Source organism: Bombilactobacillus folatiphilus, assembly GCF_023380265.1.
Classification (GTDB): Bacteria; Bacillota; Bacilli; order Lactobacillales; family Lactobacillaceae; genus Bombilactobacillus; species Bombilactobacillus folatiphilus.
This window is the reverse complement of sequence record NZ_CP093366.1, coordinates 1,591,118-1,610,685: the sequence shown is the minus strand read 5'-3', so window position 1 is coordinate 1,610,685 and position 19,568 is coordinate 1,591,118. Positions and strand designations below refer to the sequence as shown.

At 39.4% G+C, this 19,568-nt stretch carries 19 protein-coding genes and 1 tRNA gene; 16 read left to right on the top strand and 4 right to left on the bottom strand.

Translation table 11 applies throughout. From position 1 onward, the window contains the following. Positions 1 to 2 precede the first annotated feature (2 nt). On the top strand, positions 3 to 521 hold the full coding sequence (locus MOO45_RS08000) for a methylated-DNA--[protein]-cysteine S-methyltransferase (protein ID WP_249514381.1): 519 nt from the start codon (positions 3 to 5) through the stop codon (positions 519 to 521). A 210-nt stretch (positions 522 to 731) separates the two neighbouring features. Here MOO45_RS08000 and MOO45_RS07995 read toward each other — a convergent pair whose 3' ends face one another. Continuing rightward, complete coding sequence (locus tag MOO45_RS07995; protein ID WP_249514380.1) at positions 732 to 2,171, bottom strand: APC family permease; 1,440 nt, start codon at positions 2,169 to 2,171, stop codon at positions 732 to 734. A 94-nt stretch (positions 2,172 to 2,265) separates the two neighbouring features. On the opposite strand from MOO45_RS07995, the gene MOO45_RS07990 reads away from it, so the two are divergent. Further along, entirely contained in the window at positions 2,266 to 2,682 is a 417-nt protein-coding gene (locus tag MOO45_RS07990) for a GtrA family protein (RefSeq protein WP_249514379.1), read from the top strand. Between the two features lie 177 nt (positions 2,683 to 2,859). Here the strand turns inward: MOO45_RS07990 and MOO45_RS07985 are convergent, their stop codons facing one another. Both MOO45_RS07985 and MOO45_RS07980 read right to left on the bottom strand, forming a co-directional pair. Next, positions 2,860 to 3,303 (bottom strand): 8-oxo-dGTP diphosphatase, encoded by a 444-nt coding sequence (locus MOO45_RS07985; protein ID WP_249514378.1) that lies wholly within the window; start codon positions 3,301 to 3,303, stop codon positions 2,860 to 2,862. A 100-nt stretch (positions 3,304 to 3,403) separates the two neighbouring features. Next, on the bottom strand, positions 3,404 to 4,069 hold the full coding sequence (locus MOO45_RS07980; RefSeq protein WP_249514377.1) for a DUF975 family protein: 666 nt from the start codon (positions 4,067 to 4,069) through the stop codon (positions 3,404 to 3,406). A gap of 132 nt (positions 4,070 to 4,201) precedes the next feature. On the opposite strand from MOO45_RS07980, the gene MOO45_RS07975 reads away from it, so the two are divergent. The 4 genes from MOO45_RS07975 (at position 4,202) to MOO45_RS07960 (ending at position 8,807) form a co-directional block, all read left to right on the top strand. Further along, complete coding sequence (locus MOO45_RS07975; protein WP_249514376.1) at positions 4,202 to 5,383, top strand: phosphoenolpyruvate hydrolase family protein; 1,182 nt, start codon at positions 4,202 to 4,204, stop codon at positions 5,381 to 5,383. Positions 5,384 to 5,469: 86 nt separating this feature from the next. Beyond that, entirely contained in the window at positions 5,470 to 6,678 is a 1,209-nt protein-coding gene (locus MOO45_RS07970; RefSeq protein ID WP_249515201.1) for a Tm-1-like ATP-binding domain-containing protein, read from the top strand. Between the two features lie 5 nt (positions 6,679 to 6,683). Further along, a complete protein-coding gene (locus tag MOO45_RS07965; protein ID WP_249514375.1) occupies positions 6,684 to 7,514 on the top strand; it encodes a phosphoenolpyruvate hydrolase family protein in 831 nt (276 codons plus the stop codon). A gap of 114 nt (positions 7,515 to 7,628) precedes the next feature. Next, a complete protein-coding gene (locus MOO45_RS07960; RefSeq protein ID WP_249514374.1) occupies positions 7,629 to 8,807 on the top strand; it encodes a pyridoxal phosphate-dependent aminotransferase in 1,179 nt (392 codons plus the stop codon). A gap of 67 nt (positions 8,808 to 8,874) precedes the next feature. Here MOO45_RS07960 and MOO45_RS07955 read toward each other — a convergent pair. Next, a tRNA-Lys gene (locus MOO45_RS07955) sits at positions 8,875 to 8,947 on the bottom strand. 123 nt (positions 8,948 to 9,070) lie between these two features. Here MOO45_RS07955 and yycF point away from each other — a divergent pair. From yycF to MOO45_RS07905, 10 genes are all read left to right on the top strand, one after another. Continuing rightward, positions 9,071 to 9,787, top strand: a complete 717-nt coding sequence (yycF, locus tag MOO45_RS07950) for a response regulator YycF (protein ID WP_249514373.1) — start codon at positions 9,071 to 9,073, stop codon at positions 9,785 to 9,787. Between the two features lie 22 nt (positions 9,788 to 9,809). Beyond that, positions 9,810 to 11,690, top strand: a complete 1,881-nt coding sequence (gene walK, locus MOO45_RS07945; protein WP_449727685.1) for a cell wall metabolism sensor histidine kinase WalK — start codon at positions 9,810 to 9,812, stop codon at positions 11,688 to 11,690. Beyond that, the gene (locus MOO45_RS07940) at positions 11,674 to 12,996 is read left to right on the top strand and encodes a YycH family regulatory protein (protein WP_249514372.1); all 1,323 of its coding nucleotides are present in this window, start codon (positions 11,674 to 11,676) and stop codon (positions 12,994 to 12,996) included. The genes walK and MOO45_RS07940 overlap by 17 nt, the downstream gene beginning before the upstream one ends. Continuing rightward, positions 12,996 to 13,835 carry a two-component system regulatory protein YycI gene (locus MOO45_RS07935; RefSeq protein WP_249514371.1) on the top strand — a complete coding sequence of 280 codons (840 nt, stop codon included), beginning with the start codon at positions 12,996 to 12,998 and terminating at the stop codon, positions 13,833 to 13,835. The genes MOO45_RS07940 and MOO45_RS07935 overlap by 1 nt, the downstream gene beginning before the upstream one ends. Next, positions 13,807 to 14,613, top strand: coding sequence for an MBL fold metallo-hydrolase (locus MOO45_RS07930; protein ID WP_249514370.1), 807 nt, complete (start codon positions 13,807 to 13,809; stop codon positions 14,611 to 14,613). Before MOO45_RS07935 ends, MOO45_RS07930 begins: the two co-directional genes overlap by 29 nt. 71 nt (positions 14,614 to 14,684) lie before the next feature. Next, on the top strand, positions 14,685 to 15,962 hold the full coding sequence (locus tag MOO45_RS07925) for a S1C family serine protease (protein ID WP_249514369.1): 1,278 nt from the start codon (positions 14,685 to 14,687) through the stop codon (positions 15,960 to 15,962). 250 nt (positions 15,963 to 16,212) lie between these two features. Further along, positions 16,213 to 16,692 carry a 23S rRNA (pseudouridine(1915)-N(3))-methyltransferase RlmH gene (gene rlmH / locus MOO45_RS07920; RefSeq protein WP_249514368.1) on the top strand — a complete coding sequence of 160 codons (480 nt, stop codon included), beginning with the start codon at positions 16,213 to 16,215 and terminating at the stop codon, positions 16,690 to 16,692. Positions 16,693 to 17,028: 336 nt separating this feature from the next. After that, positions 17,029 to 17,610, top strand: coding sequence for an aggregation-promoting factor (gene apf / locus MOO45_RS07915; protein WP_249514367.1), 582 nt, complete (start codon positions 17,029 to 17,031; stop codon positions 17,608 to 17,610). 101 nt (positions 17,611 to 17,711) lie between these two features. Further along, entirely contained in the window at positions 17,712 to 18,794 is a 1,083-nt protein-coding gene (locus MOO45_RS07910) for a YibE/F family protein (RefSeq protein ID WP_249514366.1), read from the top strand. After that, positions 18,791 to 19,537 (top strand): YibE/F family protein, encoded by a 747-nt coding sequence (locus tag MOO45_RS07905; RefSeq protein ID WP_249514365.1) that lies wholly within the window; start codon positions 18,791 to 18,793, stop codon positions 19,535 to 19,537. The genes MOO45_RS07910 and MOO45_RS07905 overlap by 4 nt, the downstream gene beginning before the upstream one ends. Positions 19,538 to 19,568 lie beyond the last annotated feature (31 nt).

Sequence of the window (19,568 nt, the reverse complement as noted above, 5' to 3'; positions counted from 1 at the left end):
GGATGATGTTACAACGAGCGCAAATCAACACACCGTTAGGCGAGATGACGGTGGTGGTTAATCAGACTTGTGTGCAAGAACTCTGGTTTAGTGACATGCCGTTGCCCAAAACACAGAGCGCCCAAGCAACACAACTGAGTTCTTGGACCCAAAATCCTATCATGGTACAAGTTCAAGCTTGGTTGCAGGCTTATTTTGCAGGTTCACAGCCAGACTTGACGAATATCTTGATGACACCTAGCGGAACAACTTACCAACAAGATGTTTGGCACATCACACAACAAATTCCCGTGGGTCAAACGTGGACTTATCGCCAGCTTCAAACACAATTGCAAGCACAACGTTTGCCGAGTGGTTCGCCCCGGTCGTTAGGTGGCGCGTTGAGCAAGAATCCGATTTTGATCTTGATTCCTTGTCACCGTGTGATTGGCAGTGACGGTCGGTTAACGGGATATGCGGGCGGGTTATGGCGCAAGCAAAAATTATTAGCAATGGAGCAAAAGAGTCGAAATCAGAACTAATGTCGAGCTAAAGTGGCATTATTTTTTTTATTTTTTTGAAAAAATATTTTTAAGCTATTTCTAGAATAAAAAGCTGTGTTTCGAACAAGCATTTTCGCTTGAATTCTAACGATAAACCGCTGGGTAATTATAGTGGCACGATGACATGGACATATAGCAATTCGTTATAAATAAAGAGCCGACAATTAAATTTGCCGACTCTTTTAATTTTTATTCATTAATACTTTGATCTTGATGGCGGGCAATCAGCGGTAAAATCAACCCTAAGAACAATAAAACTAATGGTGTAATGATATTCAGGCTTAACTGGAACCACCAATTATGCGGATCACTTGCATAATTAATTTTGGGAATCATGCCCAGCAAGCAAGCAAACGCCGTGAATAAGAAGCACCATAAACCAAGGGTGAAGCCCAGTTGCTTATTTTGCACAAAAGTATACTCTGCTTGGTACTGCTTAAACTTGCGACTCAAAGCCATAAACGCTACGAAGACCCAGAGGTAACGCATCGGCGTGACGACCGAATTCAAATTAAGCAGCCAGTTATATAAATCATTCATACCTTTAATGCCCAAAGCAGGGATAATAATGAGTAAAGAGACTAATACGCCAGTCATAATATAACCGTTACTAAACACGTGGCGCTTGTTTTGATGTAGTAATTTGCGTGGAATATATTGCGAACTGCCTTCTGCCAACAGTGTTCGTAAAGGCGCATCAATCGAAATTGCCATGGCGGCTGCGGATCCCAAAACGTTAGTGATGGCGTACATCCAGACAAAGAGATTGCCCACGTGAAAATATTTGCCCAGAATTTGGAAAGCATAGTATGCGCCGTTAGCCATCAAATCACTGGGAATTTTGTGGGCGTTAAAGATTAGGCCTAAGGCAAAGGAACCTAAGATGGCCGAAATGGTGACCATCACAGCTAAACAAATCATGCCAAGCGGGAATTCTTTACCTGAATTGTGTGTTTTGTTGACATAAGGTGCAATTTTTTCAGAACCACCAACCGCGAAGACGAGCATAGAAATGGTAGTAAAGTAGTTCAGATCGAACTTGGGAATGTAAGTTTTAAGTTCGTTCATGTGTGCCGTTTGAATCGTCAAATGCGTCATGAAAGGAGCAGCAATCCCCAAAATAATAAACAGCATAGACATTGTGAACGCAGCAATTCCCGCAATGCTACTGAAATTGCTGATGGTTGTCACGCCTCTTGAAGCTAACCACAAAAAGGCTAAGAAAATCACCAAGCACAGAATTTGGAGGGTCAAGGCGGGAACATCTTTGACTAAATTACCATTGCCCTGAAACAGCCAACTGAACCCGACAATAATCATTTGCGGCTTTTGTGCTAAGTAAGGAATATGGACGACCCAGTAAGTCCAAGAAGCTAAGTAGGCCACTTTAGGACCAGTCAGTTCGCGAATCCATGACGACACGCCGCCACCTTCATGAGCAAAGGTTGAGCCTAACTGCCCCACCATCAAGGTATAAGGAATAAAATATAACGCCATAATTAACACCCATGAGGTGATGACGACGAGGCCTTGATTAGCAAAATTGTTGAAGACATTGTTCAACCCCCAAACGGAGGTGAACGCAATGAAGGCAATGTTGTACCATCTAATCTGTTTTTTCTGCGCCATGCTAAATCTCCCCTCAACTTATAGTAATATAGTGTTATGTTATCCAATTCAGTAGAGAATAACAATTGATTTTGAAAAAATAGTGAGGATTTTGATGAATAAAATTTGGCTATTAATTAAAAAATATGAGAAAGTTTGGAGTTATCTCTTCTTTGGTGGTTTGACGACGTTAATTAATTTGGTAGTATTCAATGTATTGTACACTTGGCAACACTTGTTAGGTTATCAGTTAGCTAACGTGTTGGCGTGGTTTCTGTCAGTTTTATTTGCTTACATTACCAATAAGCGTTACGTTTTTGATTCGCATCAAAACAGCCAGCAAGCGATGCGCACGGAATTATTTTCGTTTTTCTTTTTTCGGGTGTTAAGTTTGGTATTGGACCTGTTGATTATGCAAATTGGGGTCGGCATACTCCAGCAGAATGCATTTTGGGTGAAATTAGTTGATAATGTGTTGGTTGTAATTGCGAACTATTTTTTCAGTAAAATTTTTATTTTTAAGGAACATTAATTAATAATTAGAGTAGCAATATAATTATTAATTTGTTATGATGATAATAACAAATGATGAAGCCAACTTCACTTTATTATTTGACATTGAGACTGATAGTGAACTGCTCCTGATTGATAGTGAAATTATCTCAATGGGAAGCACTTACCTGAATTGGGTGGGTGCTTTTTTGGTATTTTAGAAAAAATAAGTTTGTTCGCCTTGATAAATTACTTCATTGAAATCAGTTACCATAATATTCAATAGATCCTCCATACCCTCAGCCAATTGTGGATTTTGGTAAAAATCTTGTAATTTCATCCAAAAAACCGGACCTTCAGCAGATGATTGTAAGTTGCCTTGAAATTGTGTGGTACGGTACAAAAAGCAAATAAAACGACCACGAGGTTCTAAGGGATATTGCTTTAGACCAGCCAATTGCAAATTCGTAACGGTGAGACCGGTTTCTTCTTTGACTTCACGTTGGGCGGAGTGGGTCACACTTTCATGTGGTTCGACATGCCCACCAGGAAAAGCAATGCCAGGCCAATGCGGATCACGACGGTATTCAACCAATACTTGCTGGGACTTAGGGTCGAGGATCATCGTCATATTAGTTAGTTCGACAGGTTCCGTGCGCATTTTAGACGCTCCTTTGATTATTAATAACCTTATTATAAAGCGAAATTTTCGGAATTAAAAAAGTATCTTTCAATTATTGAAAGATACTTAAGAATCTGCATTATGCTAATTTAGTTTCGGTCAAATTTTGATTTTGAACTAAGTTAACGTAAAAATTAGCTTTCGACAGACGATAATAAGGCAGTACCCAGATGGCAGCAATGCCAAGAGTCACACTAACAAGTAGCCAATAGCCAATGAAGCTTAAATTGAATACAAAGTAATCCATCTTATGTCCATTCATTAACTGGCGGCTTAGCGTGACAGCTTGTCGGTATGTCACAGGGTCTTCTGCATTTAAATGGTCACGATAAATATACATGGCTTGCGAGTATGCAAAAGATTTAATGATACCAGGAACGAGCAATAATAAAGACCAGAGAAAAATCCAGATATACATCAAAACACCAATTCCAATACTGCCGATGAATAACTCACCACGTTTGAACAAGGTGAAACTTTTTTGGAAAGGATGATCCAATTGGGATTGTTCTTTCATAATATCAATGGCGGCAAAGTCCGCACTAATCTCAAATAAGCCAGCCACGATGGATAAGAAACCAGCCACACCTAATGCATCCACTGTTAATGGCAAACGATGCTGAATGACACTTGGAACACGATTAAGTAGGTAAAAAATTAAACTAATTAAAAATAGTTGTAGAAAAAATAAAAAATTATGGTTCAAAAGTTTTTTTGCTTGTTGCTTGATCTCTGTTCGATTCAACACAGATTCTCCCCTCTTTTTTGTAATGCCATTTAATTATATCATGAACGTGATTGGAATTAATGTTTAACTGTCTAATTAACAAGTTAACAAATTTTTACCAAGTTAATGGTGAGATTTAGGAGTTGAAAAATGCAACATTTACGACAAAAATTAGTGCGTCAAGTTCAACTACAGCATCCTTTATTGGGTCTGAGCACCACGATGGGCATGAGTGCGTTGCATGCGATGGACTCAGGCGTGGACTTTATTATGGTATTGAATTCTGGCAAATTTCGACAAATGGGTCGCTCATCGTTAGGAGCATATTTACCATTTGTGAATAGTAATCAACAAATTATGGCGCTCACCACACGAGAAGTTTTGCCCACTATCCAGGATTTTCCGTGTTTAATCGGAATTAATGCGACAGATCCTTATTTGAATCAAGCCACTTTATTTGATTTTATTAAGCAATATCAAATTGCGGGGATTGTGAATTATCCCACGGTTAGCTTGATTGATGGACAATTTCGTGAAGCCCTAGATGAAACCAATGTCAATTTTGGTCAAGAAATGGCTCTTTTACGAGCAGCGCACCAACATAATATTTTTACAGCAGCTTTTGTGACTAATGCGCAAGAGGCGTTATTGGCTAGTGCAATTCCTGCTGATCTGATTTGTATTCATCTAGGTTTGACCGAGGGTGGCGTGTTGGGTGCTAAACGCATTCGGAGTTTTGAATCAATGATTGCGACGGTGAAAAAGATTTGTCAGCGGCTGCAGCAGCAACGTTCGCAGAGTATTCTGATGATTTATGGTGGTATCTTGAATGATCTGACCGAAGTGCGTTATCTATATAATTTATTGCCGGAAATTCAAGGCTATATCGGTGGTTCAACCTTTGAACGGATTGTTCCTGAACAGACTTTGTCGCAACAAATTCGCTCTTTTAAAACAGCGGATCAAACTCTCAATGATAATTTAACGGTCAAAATTCTGAAGGGAGCTGATCAATACTATACGCCGGTGGAATTTATTAAAAGATTCATTCAAGAGAACTATTCGGTACCCATTTATTTGTCTGAGTTAGCGGCGATGTTGCATTTGACGCCAACTTATTTGAGCACGATTTTTAAAAAGCAAACCAATCAAACTTTTACAGATTATCTGGTGCATTTTCGATTGAATAAGGCTGTAGAATTAATGAAACAAAAATATCAACCGCTGAATAAGATTGCGGAAATGGTGGGTTATAACGATTATGCGCAATTCAACAAAATTTTTAAAAAATATTTTCATGAAGCTCCAAGTCAGTATCAACAACACATATAATCACTAGTAAAGCTAACTATATTACCTGTTAATGTAATCCCTTTCACTTTATGATAAGTTTAATCATTATGAAAGGAGGATCAGTGATGCAGACGATTGCTTTAGTCGGTACATTGGATACTAAAGGAACTGAGTTCAACTATGTGAAACAAGTGTTGGAACGTTTAGGCAATCGCGTTTTGTTAATTAATGCTGGCGTATTTTCGCCTACTGTCGAAGTAGACATTGATGCCAACGAATTGGCGGCAGTGGAGGAATTGACAATAGACCAGGTTAGAACTGATTATACTCGAGGCGAAGCGAATGCTATTTTGGCACATGGCTTACGCATATTATTACCTAGACTTTATCAAGCGGGAAAATTTCAAGGGATTCTGTCTTTAGGCGGCAGTGGTGGAACTTCATTGGTGACACCTGCGATGCAGCAATTACCGTTAGGAGTGCCTAAAGTGATGGTTTCTACTGTGGCTGCCGGTAATACGCGGGAGTATGTGGGCACTAGTGATATTGTAATGATTCCCTCAATTGTCGATGTATCCGGCTTAAATAAAATTTCCCGGGTCATTTTTGATAATGCGGCAGCAGCAATTTCTGGAATGTTCAATCATTCCATGACGACGCTAGTTGATACAAAACCGCTTATTGGGGCCACGATGTTTGGTGTCACAACGAAAGCGGTGGATCACGCACGATCTTTATTAGATCAAGCAGGTCTGGAAACCTTAGTTTTTCATGCGACAGGAACCGGCGGTCAAACGATGGAATCGTTGATTGCCCAGGGTTATTTTGCTGGTGTTTTAGATTTGACGACGACGGAAATTGCCGATGAATTATGCGGTGGGGTCATGGCTGCTGGGCAAACACGGTTAGATTCGGCTATTCAGGCGCATTTGCCGGAAGTGCTTGCTCCAGGCGCATTAGATATGGTCAATTTTGGTCCTTACGAAACGGTGCCAGCAAAGTATCGTCAACGTAATTTGGTCAAGCATAATCCGACTGTGACATTAATGCGGACGACAATTGCAGAAAATCAACAGTTTGGGCAATTTATGGCACAAAAATTAAACCAGGCGCAAAGACCAATTGCCGTGATGATCCCAACAAAAGGTTTTTCGGAATTGGACGCGGTGGGGCAACCTTTTTATGGTCCCGAAGAAGATGCAGCTTTTACAGATTCATTAACAAAAGCGTTGACGAATAATGCAGTAACAGTCACTAAATTACCATATCACATGAATGATCCACGATTTACGCAGGCATGTGTGGAGCAATTGAAGATATTAATGAAGGGATAATAATTATGGATAATAGAAACAGAGCTCAAATTTTAGCCGATTTTCAAACGAAAAGAAAGAATGGTGAGATGCTGGTCGGCGTCGGTGCCGGTACAGGTATTACAGCCAAAAGTAGTGAAGCTGGCGGAGCAGATATGTTAATTATTTACAATTCTGGACGTTATCGCATGGCTGGTCGTGGTTCCTTAGCTGGATTAATGTCTTACGGTGATGCGAATCAAATCGTGGTCGAGATGGGGCAAGAAGTGTTACCAATTGTGCAACATACACCCGTGTTAGCAGGTGTTTGTGGAACAGATCCGTTTCGTGTAATGAAAATTTATTTGCAGCAATTAAAAGATCAAGGTTTCAGTGGTGTTCAGAATTTTCCGACTGTGGGTTTGATTGATGGTGTCTTTCGGCAAAATTTGGAAGAAACTGGCATGGGTTATGATTTAGAAGTTGACATGATTCATCAAGCACACGAGTTAGATCTGTTGACAACTCCATATGTTTTTGATCCGGAACAAGCTACCAAAATGGCTCAAGCCGGTGCTGATTTGTTGGTGGCACATATGGGCTTAACGACCAAGGGGGCAATTGGCGCGCAAACATCTTTAACCTTAGATGAATGTGTCACACGCGTCCAAGCCATTTTGGATGCTGGTCGCAAAGTTAATCCTGATATTATGGTGATCTGTCACGGTGGACCGATTGCTGAGCCCGAAGATGCGGCTTATGTGATTGAACGTGTGCAAGGAATTGATGGTTTCTTTGGAGCTTCTAGTATTGAACGACTAGCCACAGAAAAAAGTATTCAAGAACAGACGGAGAAATTTAAAGCGATTAAAAACTAAATCCGATCCAGAAGATGCTACTGATTAATTCAGTGGTATTTTTTGATTTACAGAATAAAGATATTTTCTAGCTATCAGAAAAGGCTATAATGTCGTTAAAAAGGAGTTGATAGTATGCAATTTCTAGAATCAAACATTTTACAGCAATTGCCGACCCAATTTTTTGCAACTTTAGTTCAAAAGGTCAATGCGAAAATTGCAGCAGGCGTTGATGTGATTAATTTAGGGCAGGGGAATCCTGACCAGCCCACACCTGCCTTTATTGTGGAAGCATTAGCGCAAGCAGCAAAGCAGCCTCAAAATCACAAATATTCGCCTTTTCGCGGTTTATTTGAATTTAAGCAAGCAGCAGCGGCTTTTTATCAACGTGAATATGGCGTTCAACTAGATCCGGAAACTGAAATTGCCGTTTTAGGTGGTTCTAAAATTGGTTTGGTAGAGCTACCATTGGCCTTGATGAATCCGGGAGAGACCGTTTTATTGCCAGATCCGGGTTACCCAGATTATTTATCAGGTGTTAGTTTGGCGCAAGTTCATCAGGAATTGTTTCCGTTGACGCGTGAACGGGATTTTTTGCCAGATTATCAAGCTTTAGATCCGCAAGTTGTGCAGGCCGCCAAATATATTTATTTGAATTACCCAAATAATCCGACAGGAGCGGTCGCTAACGCTGACTTTTTTGCAGAAACTGTGGCTTGGGCACAAAAAAATCAGGTTGGTGTAGTTCATGATTTTGCTTATGGGGCAATTGGTTTTGATGGACAGCAGCCTCGCAGTTTTTTGCAGACCACTGGTGCCAAACAAGTGGGAATTGAACTGTATACGATGTCTAAAACGTACAATATGGCCGGTTGGCGACTGGGTTTTGCCGCGGGCAATGCAGAAATGATTGAAGCGTTGAATTTGATTCAAGATCATTTGTTCGTGAGTGTTTTCCCAGCAATTCAACAGGCGGGGGTTGCAGCTTTAAACAGTGATCAAGCAAGTGTACGGCAATTAGTTACCCGCTATCAGCGGCGACATGATGATTTTAACGCAGCTGCTCGTAAAATTGGTTGGGAACCTGTCCCCACTGGTGGAACTTTTTATGCATGGATGCCGACACCTGTTGGTCTGACTAGTCAAGAATTTGCAGATATACTATTAGATGAAGCAGGCGTTGCCGTGGCACCGGGCACAGGTTTTGGGGCACAAGGTGAAGGTTATGTACGAATTGGGTTGTTGATTGATGAACCAAGGTATAGCGAAGCTTGTGCGCGGATTGCCAAATTACATTTATTTCCCAGGAAATAATTGAGAACACAAAAAAGCGGTCATACCAATTAAAAAATTGGTATGACCGCTTTTAATATTATCCTGATGGGTGGTCAGGGGATCGAACCCTGGACCCACGGATTAAGAGTCCGTTGCTCTGCCAGCTGAGCTAACCACCCGAAAAGTACAATAAGTATACTAGCATATTTTTAGAATCTTGGCAATCCAAATTTAAAGAATTTTGTCAGATAAGCTAAAACTTAGTATACTGTACACAAGAAAGCAAGGAGGTTTTCTGTCCTATGGCGAATAAAGTTTTAATTGTTGATGATGAAAAACCTATCTCGGATATTATCAAGTATAATCTCGATAAAGAAGGTTTTGAAACCGTAGTTGCTTTTGACGGTGAAGCGGCTTTAGATAAAGTGGATCAGGAAAATCCTGATTTAATTATTCTCGATTTAATGTTACCTAAAGTTGACGGCCTAGAGGTTGCACGTCAAGTGCGTAAGACCAAAGATACCCCGATTATTATGTTGACGGCCAAAGATTCAGAATTAGATAAAGTACTGGGTTTGGAGATGGGAGCCGATGATTATGTCACTAAACCTTTTTCCAATCGTGAACTGGTGGCGCGGGTGAAGGCTAATTTACGCCGACAAAAAGTTAATTTAAGTAATGCAAACGAATCAGAAACGACGAATATTAAAGTTGGCGCCTTGGTGATTTTACCGGATGCCTATACAGTCACCAAAAACGAGTGTGAACTGGAATTAACGCATCGGGAATTTGAATTGCTCTATTATCTGGCTCAGCATATTGGACAAGTTATGACCCGTGAAAATTTGTTACAGACAGTGTGGGGTTACGATTATTTTGGCGATGTTCGGACGGTGGATGTTACAATTCGTCGTTTGCGCGAAAAAGTTGAAGATGATCCAAGTAAGCCCGAGTATTTAATTACGCGGCGCGGTGTGGGTTATTATTTGAAATCGGATACAAATCAAAAAGAAGATTAAACCAAAAGACTGAGGCAAAAGCGTGACACGGCGAACAAAATTTTTTAGTTCAATGCAGTTTAAAATTGCACTAGTTTTTATTTTATTACTTTTAAGTACGATTGAAATTATCGGAGCTTATTTTGTGCATCGTTTGGAACAACAAAATGTGGAAGCTTTTGAGGCGCAAGTACAACTACCATCTTGGGTGACGACGCCTTTGGCGGTCAACTTAACAAGCAATACGGCTAAGGCTCGCCGCAATATTCGTGCCACCGTACAAGATTTCACGAATATTCAGATTTCCGAAATGGAAGTTGTGGACAGTCGTGGGCGTATTGTGGCGATTAAAAATGGTAATAATCCGACGTCCATTGGCAAAAGAACGGCTAATTCTCAAATTAAAGATGTAATTTATTCTGGCCGCAAAGTAACTCAGATTTCCCATAGTGATCGTGACGGGAGCTATTACTTGTCCATCACACCTCTGTTGAGTTCTAGTGGTGACAACAATTCGACAGTAGGGGCAGTCTATGTCCGCGCAAATATGGATCAGGTTTATAGGAATATTAATCGGATTGTATTTATCTTTTTTGTTGCGTCCTTGGTCGCGGGCGTTTTGGGGGCTTTGATTTCAATTGTCGTGGCGCGCGCGATTACGCGACCGATTGCTGAAATGCAGCGTCAAGCGATTCGGATGTCTAAAGGCGATTATTCTGGGCAAGTCCGAGTTTATAGTGAAGACGAATTGGGACAATTGGCGATTGCCGTGAATGATTTGTCGGTGAAAGTTGAAGAAGAACAAGAAAATTCTGCCGCGGAAAGAAGGCGTTTGGATGGCGTTTTAAGCCAAATGTCTGATGGCGTGGTGGCCACGAATCGCCATGGTAAAATTACTATTATTAATGAAACAGCTTGTGAGTTTTTGGATGTTGCGATGGACGAAGTTGAAAATCAGAATTTGGTTGACGTATTAGGTATTAGTGACCATACCACCTTTGAAAACTTGTTGGAGAATCAAACCGAGCGGATTATTGAGCCGGAAAATAAGATTGATGGCGAAGATTTGATTTTGCAGGCAGATTTCTCCTTAATTAAACGCAACACGGGTTTTGTCACTGGGATTATCTGTGTGTTACACGACGTGACTGAACAACAAAAAATTGATCAAGATCGACGGGAATTTGTCTCTAATGTCTCGCATGAGTTGCGGACGCCCTTAACCAGTTTGCGCAGTTATATTGAAACGTTAAATGACGGAGCTTGGCAAAATCAAAATTTGGCGCCTCGGTTTTTGAAAGTTACACAAGAAGAGACAGAACGTATGATTCGCATGGTTAATTCTTTATTGAGTTTGTCGCGATTAGATCAAGGAACTGCCAAAATGAATGTTGAACTCGTTAATTTTAACGAAATGTTCAATTATATTTTGGATCGGTTCGATTTGATGATTCAAAAAGAAGCTCAACGCGCCCAATCAGAAAATCAATCGGTCAAGACGTATCAGATTAAGCGCATTTTGACTAAGCGTGATCTGTGGGTCGAAATTGATCCTGATAAGATGACTCAAGCAATTGATAATATTATGAATAATGCGCTCAAATACTCACCGAATGGCGGTTTAATCACTTGTCGTTTGTTGGATACCAATCATAATGTGATTTTGAGTATTTCAGATCAAGGCTTAGGTATTCCGCGCAAAGATATTAAGCGTGTGTTTGATCGTTTTTATCGGGTTGATAAAGCTCGTTCGCGTCAACAAGGCGGCACGGGCTTAGGTTTGGCCATTTCCAAGGAAGTCATTGAAGCTCAAGGCGGGCATATTTGGGTGAATAGTGCGGAAAATCGCGGTTCAACTTTTTACATTTCGTTACCGTATGATCCTAAAGAAAGTGAGGATTTATGGGATGAAACAGTTGAATAATTGGGTCTTGCGAATCTTATTGATGATTGCCGTGTTAATTAGTTTGATTTTGTCGTGGATGATTTGGACCAACAATGCGAAATATCAACAGGCACTTCCCAATGTCAGTCGGACACATCATGTTAATCAGCGCAGTACTGCGATTAAAAAAGATATGGGGACAATTTTTGCGCCTACCAAAATGGTTTTAACCCAGCATCACAAGCAGTATGTAGCTAGCAATAACCAGTCGAATATGATTAATAGTACGATGAAAGTTTTGCAAAGAGCTCAATTCAAAGATCCACGCAAAATTGTGACGCAGAATAGTCAGCGTTATCAAAGATATCTCCGATTTGATTCTTCCTTACAATTAATTTATCCTTCAACGTTCACTTTTAATTCCTTAATGCGGGTCATGAATCAGACTGATCGCCGTTTGCGCCGAGATATCAATTTTAATCGGATTTTGATTCAACAAAAAGGCAACCATTTGCGGCTATTTTTACTAGATGACCGCACTTTTACTGTCTATTATTTAGATCAGAGTCAATTTGAAGTTACCAAGTTAAGTCAGATGGTCAATCGGAAAAACTTTAAAACACCAGTGTTTTTTCATCAAGAAGCCAAAAATATTTCACTTTATTATGATAAGCCGATACGTTTGGCTAAAGTCAGTTACTTACTTTCAAAGCAAACCAATAATTTTTACGTGACTAATTTGTTGAATTCGCGTCAGGATGCCAATATTTCAACACGTAAAAACGGTAATTTGACGGTCTATCGAAATGGTGATAATCGCAGTTTAGTGGTTGATAATAAAATTAAAGCAGTAACTTACAGTGATTATTCTAAAACAGATATGCCTAAAAATATTCCAGATTTGTTGAATCAGTCGTTTCAGCTGTTATCAAATGTCGGGAATTCCTTGAATAATTTGTATTTGTTTTCTCACAGTCAAAATAATACGCAATTAGTTTTCCGCACGTATGTCAATGGTTTTCCCATTTTTAATCAAAGTAAATTTGGCGCGGTCACGATTAATTATTCAAATGATGCCCAGACGGCTTATTTTTCCAAGAAAAATTTGCAAGTACCGTTACCAACAGAACAAGCACCGGTGCAATTGCCTTCTACGCACACAGTAATTGAGCAATTGACACATGCAGGTTACAGTTCCAAGAATATTCAAAAAGTGTTGATTGGCTATACTTGGGCGGCAGATGATCAAAATAAGGAAATTGTGGATTTGACACCTGAATATTATATTTTGATTAATAATCAATGGAAGACGTTCAATGATTGGTTGAATCGAGGGAGGCAATAATGGATTTTCGCCGAATTGAAATTATTTTCTTATGCGTTTTTATTGCGCTGGATATTTTTTTGTTTACCTCATATCGTCAGACGCGTAATCAAGTGGTGAACACGAATAATGTTGGTTCGACCACTTTGGAAAAGGAAATGAATCAAGATAATATTACAATTAACAGTAAGTTGGATAAGCGTGTGGGCGAAGGTTATTATTTGGCAAGCCAAGATGATCAGCATGTTTTAAGAAATGATCAGGTCAAATTGCGTAATATTACTTGGAGTTATGACGAAATTAAAAAGCAATTGAATTGTTACTTGAATAATCCCTTGGTGCTTACCCCCCAAACAATAGTACCAACTTTGAAGCGTTATATTAAAAAAACGCAAAATGTCACCAAGGGCCAAGAATATGAATATTGTCGACATTTATCATCTGACAATAATGTTGTTTTTGTGCAAAAAGTTAAACTGGGTCGTTTGTACGAAAATACAGGGCGCGTGACTTTCAAAATTATCAATAATCGGTTAGTTAGTTACGAACAAACTTATGTGAACGCGATGAATGTGTTGCGCGAGAAGCAAAATACTATTAGTGAGCAACGGGCGGTCTATAATTTATACACGAATAATGAGATTCCCAATAATTCTCAATTGAAGTGGGCTGATTTGGCATATGCTAAATTGATGAAATTTAAAAATAATACTATTTATATTCCGGTGTGGTATGTAGCATTTGTTCCGAAAGGAATGCGTTCAACCCAAATTCGACAGGTGAACGCTTTTAGCGGTGCGGTAATCAAAGTTGATCAAACAAAAGGAGGCTATGTCAATGACCGCAGTCATGCAGATTAGTGTTTTAGCTAGCAGCAGCCAAGGCAATTCTTTATATATCAAAACACCGAACAAGCGGATATTGGTCGATGCGGGTTTGTCAGGCAAGAAGATTAAAGATTTGTTGGCCAGTATTGGTGAAGATATTCAACAGTTAGATGCGATTTTGGTTACTCATGAGCATAGTGATCATATTCGTGGTGTGGGGATTTTGGCTAGACGTTACGGCTTGGATGTGTATGCAAACGCCAAGACGTGGCAGGCAATGCGTGCTAAAATAGGTCCTGTTGATAGTCATCAGCAACATTTGTTTGAAGCTAATTCCGTTTTAACGTTGGGCGATTTGGATATCGAAAGTTTCAGTGTATCTCATGATGCAATTGATCCGCAATTTTATAATTTTCATTACCAAGACCATTCTTTTGTTGATTTAACGGATACGGGTTATGTATCTGATCGTGTGAAATATATTATTCAAAATGCAGATGGTTTTTTGATGGAGTGTAATCATGATTTGGAAATGTTGCGCCAAGGATATTACCCATGGTCATTAAAGCAGCGCATTATTAGTGATGAGGGGCATTTGTCTAATCTTGATGGTGCCAATGCTTTAATGGATGTCATTGGTAATCAAACAAAGCAAGTTTTTCTGGGCCATTTGAGTCCGGAAAATAATTTGCCCAAATTAGCTCATCAAACGGTCAGTGAGCTGTTACAGCAACATGATTATGGTGTAGACCATGATTTTTGGTTGCATGATACTTACGCGCAACAAGCTACGCAATTAACAATAATTTGAAAAAATATTCATGGTTTTGTTAAATCTCTTCGTTAAAATGAGTTTGAAGAAGATAAAGGGGGAAATTACAGTTGAATAACAATTCAAAATCAGGTTTGTGGAAAGTAGCACTTGTCGCCTTAATTTCAGCTTTTCTGGGTGTCGGTCTGGGATTTTGGGGTTTTAGTCATTTTGATAATCATCAATCGACTTCGACACAATCAGTTACCGATAATTCAGGCAAGGCTGGGACGACCAAAATTAGTAATGTGACGGTGAAGTCCAATAATCAAATGACCAATGCCTTTAAAAAAGTGAAGGGATCTGTGGTTTCTGTCATTAATTATCAACGTGAAGAGCAAGATGATAATAGTTTGGGGGCCCTGTTCGGCAGTTTATACGGCAATGGCAATGGTGGCAGCGATAATTCACAAGATCAGCAAGGTGATGATTCTGATAGTAAAGATCAAAGTAAGTTGCAAGAATCTAGTGAAGGTTCAGGCGTAATCTATGCGAAACAAGATGGGAAAGCTTATATTGCTACCAATAATCACGTAGTTTCTGGGTCTCAAAAATTGGAAGTTATTTTGAGTGATGGTAGCAAAATTACTGCTAAAAAAGTCGGAACGGATTCAATTACAGATTTAGCCGTTTTATCTATTTCAGCTGACAAAGTGAAGTCAATTGCGACCTTTGGCAATTCAGATGCGATTAATCCAGGGGAATCAGTGATTGCGATCGGTTCGCCTTTAGGTAGTCAATACGCAACTTCCGTAACAGAAGGTATTATTTCGGCGAAGAATCGGACAATTGATACAACCGATGAAAAAACGGGTCAAAAAACCGGCCAAGCAACAGTTTTACAAACCGATACCGCGATTAATCCAGGTAATTCTGGTGGTCCATTAGTTAACGCTGCTGGACAAGTGATTGGTATTAACTCAATGAAACTTGCTTCTAGTACGAATGGAACTTCGGTGGAAGGGATGGGTTTTGCCATTCCAAGTAATGAAGTTGTCAAAATTATTAATCAATTAGTTCAAAATGGTAAGATTGAGCGGCCGTCGTTAGGCATTAAAGTGGCTGATTTGGACCAAGTTCCGAATCAACAACAACAGTCAGTCTTAAAATTGCCTGATAATGTTAATTCGGGAGTTCTAGTTTACTCAGTGACAGATAATTCTGTTGCCAAAGCGGCCGGGTTAAAGAAATATGACGTCATTGTGGCTTTAAACGATAAGAAGGTTGACAATATTGCAGATCTGCATACGCAATTGTACAATCATTCTGTCGGTGACACGGTCAAATTGAGTTTCTATCGTGATGGTAAGGAACAGACCGTTAGTTTGAAATTAACCAAGGCTGATTAAAAGTTGGCTTTGAAAAATACTGAGGGATTGCCTCGGTATTTTTTTGTGCAATCAGCGGCTTTGCGGAAAGATTATCCACAGGGATGTGTATTTCTTTGTTAATAACTATTATAGTAGGCCCTGAAAATGAGCATATGTTATCCACAGAAATGTGCATATCTTGTTGACAAGTGGATAACTTTTGTCTAAAGACGGCAAAAAACGGATATTCAAGGATTCAAAATTCAGAAAAGGTTGTGGAAAAGATCAGATGAAAATTAAGATTATTGGCGTTGGGAAAATTAAAAAGAAGTTTTTTACGCAGGGTATTCAAGAATACGCTAAAAGGTTACGGAGTTTTTGTGACTTTGACATTGTGGAAGTCAATGATGAACGAGCTCCCGAAAGTTTGAGTGCGGCTCAGATGCAACAAGTGAAAGACGTTGAAGGTGAGCGCATTTTGAACAAAATTAAGACTGACGAATATGTTTTTGCGTTAGCGATTGATGGTCGAGAATTATCATCACCAGCTTTTGCTGCCCAAATTGCGGATTTAACCACCTATGGACATAGTAAACTAACTTTTGTCATTGGCGGTTCGTTAGGTTTAAGCGAGCAAGTTTTAGCGCGAGCACAAAAACAGTTGTCATTTGGTCGTTTCACCATGCCGCATCAACTCATGCGCTTAGTTTTGACGGAACAAATTTATCGGGCATTTATGATTAATGCAGGCAATCCTTACCATAAATAGTAGTATTTTTACGTTGTTTGTAATAATTGTCGTACTCAACGCAAAATTTGTTGCGCAGTTAAAAATGAGAAAAGCTTATTGGCATAGACCAAAAAAGAGAAGAAGTCGGGTTATTCCTGGTTTCATTGCCCTTAAAGTATCATTTAATGATGAACTCTCTAAGATCTTCTCAGAAAGGGCTGCTAGGATTGTGTGTAATGTTATTGTAATATAACTTGAAATTTATCATTGTTTTGAAACACTATCGTAATATTTGTTTGTTAGTATATCCATTGTTGTACGGGAGGTGCCGTACGAAACTTATTTTCGTTTTATTCAAAGGAGAGTATTGATTCTATGAAATTTAGACAATTAGCCGTAGCAACAGTTTTAAGTATCGTCTCATTCTTCGGTGCTACACAAGCTACTAAAGCTGACAGCGTTTATACAGTTAAACCTGGTGATACTTTATCTGGGATTTCGATGGAACTAAATCATGATTTGAGCCGTATTAATCAGATGGCCGCTGATAATAATATTCAAGATATTAATATGATTTATGTGGGACAACAGTTATTAATTAAAGATAACGGTGAAATTTCACAAGCCACTTCCAGTGATGTCCAAAATGCTACGCCGGTTGCATCTGTTCAACAAGCTGTCAATAATAACGCTACTAGTTACCAACAACCAGCACAGGCTGTAAACAACAATTATGGTGCTGACAGTGCACGTGAATGGATTGCTAACCATGAATCTGGCGGGTCGTATACTGCTCAAAATGGTCGTTATTATGGTAAATATCAATTAGATTCATCCTATTTAAATGGTGATTATTCACCTGCTAATCAGGAACGCGTAGCTAATAATTATGTAGCTTCACGTTATGGTTCTTGGACTGGAGCTCAACAATTTTGGCAAAGTCATGGTTGGTACTAAAAATAAGTAAGTTTAATGTTTTTGAAGCTGGCATTGTTGCCGGCTTTTTTTTGTTTTAAAATAAATATCATTCTTTATAAAGAAAACAAGGAAGATTATTGTTGAAAAGTAAATTAATAACGTTGTGGCTGGTTATCGCCTTCTTTGCTGCTGGGATGGTTGGTCTGTGGTTTCAAAGTTTTCAAGGACAATTGGTGGTGCGAGTCCAACAAGTAACAACCGTTCATCAAGAAGCTGTGAAGAGTTCCAATTTAAATCATGATCAGCGTGTCAAACAGCGTTTGAAAGTTAAGCAGTTGAATGGTCGCCAACGAGGACAGACGCGGATTTTGTTTAATACGTATGTACAATCGCAGGCTAATACAAATCGTTATTATCCAGGCACCAAATTGTTGGTTCATTCTAACAAAAAGATGCATCATTTAAGCATTATCGGTCCTAAACGTGATTCAACATTAATAGTAGCTGTCTTTTTGGTGTTGTTGGTTTTGTGGGTCTTGCTACGGCAATATGGCTTACGGGTTATTTTGAGTGCGATTTTCAATTTGGGTTGTTTTGTGGGCGCCTTACTATTAATGACGAAATGGCAAAATCAACATATTTGGGGTGTCACGACGGGATTAACATTGATTGTGACTGTTTCGACCTTACTATTAGTGTTTGGTTATTCATGGCAAACGTTAATAGCGATACTGGCAACCTTAATTAGTACTTTTGGTGCTGTAGGTTTCAGTGTGTTGGTGTTGAAATTCAGTCATAATCAAGGTATTCATTTTGAAACTTTGGATCATGGGATTCAACCGTTTGAAACGGTGTTTTTGGCAGAAACCTTGCTAGGTGTTTTGGGCGCAGTAATGGATGAAACCAGTGATATCACAGCTTCAATGTATCAGTTGTTACAAGAAAAAAACGAGTTGTCGTCCAAGCAACTATTACATTCCGGTTTAACTGTAGGACAAGAAATTATTGGACCGCTAATTAATGTCTTATTTTATATCTTTTTAGCGGAATTAATTCCACTGTTAGTCCTTTATTTGCGCAACGGCAACACATTAGCTTTTTCGATGTCACGTACCATGACTTTGGGATATACGCAAACCATCATTAGTGCACTGGGCATTGTTGTGGCGGTCCCCATTACTGCTTTTTTGGCAGCACATTTATTGAAAAAGGTGAAGCAATGATTTATTTGACAGGGATCTTATTAGCTTTATTGGTTTTAATCTGTGGTCGTCAAGGTTTACGGATTTTTGGTAGTTTAGGAGCCGGCTTTTTGTGTTTATTAATATTAATTATGCTGATTTCCGATGAATTCAATCCAATAGTCGTGGGCATTCTGTTTGTCATTGGGTTGGCCTTTTTGGCAATTTATCCGAATACGCAAAATCCATTGGTGCAAAAAACGGCGATTGTCGCTACTTTAAGTATGTTACTGGTCGTTTTCGGATTGACTCTTTTGGCGGTGCATTTTTCGTTTAGTCACGGATTCACAACGGAAGATACGGAGGAAATTGAGCAGTTTGTCTTAGAAGTGGGGATATCATTTCCACAAATTCAAGTGGTGGTGATATTGATCAGTTCGTTAGGAGCAATTGCAGAAGCCAGCATTGCCGTCAGTTCTGGGGTTTGGGAAATTGTGGAACAGCAACCGCAGATAGCTGCAAAGCAATTGTGGCATGCCGGTTTAGAAATTGGCCGCAAAAATATCGCGACGGCTTTGAATACCTTGCTCTCTAGTTTTTTTGGTAGTTATTTGACGCTGGGCTTATGGTTTATCCAGCTACACTATTCGTTAGCCAAAATTTTTAATAATGCTTTGTTGGTCAATGCGGCTTTAGAATTAATGGTTTCCTTTGGTGGGGTGCTGGGAGCGGTCTATCTATCAATTTATTATATTGGGCACCAACGCCGTAAAGTTAAAGTCTGAATGATTGCAATATAAAAAAGTCGCAACCTTT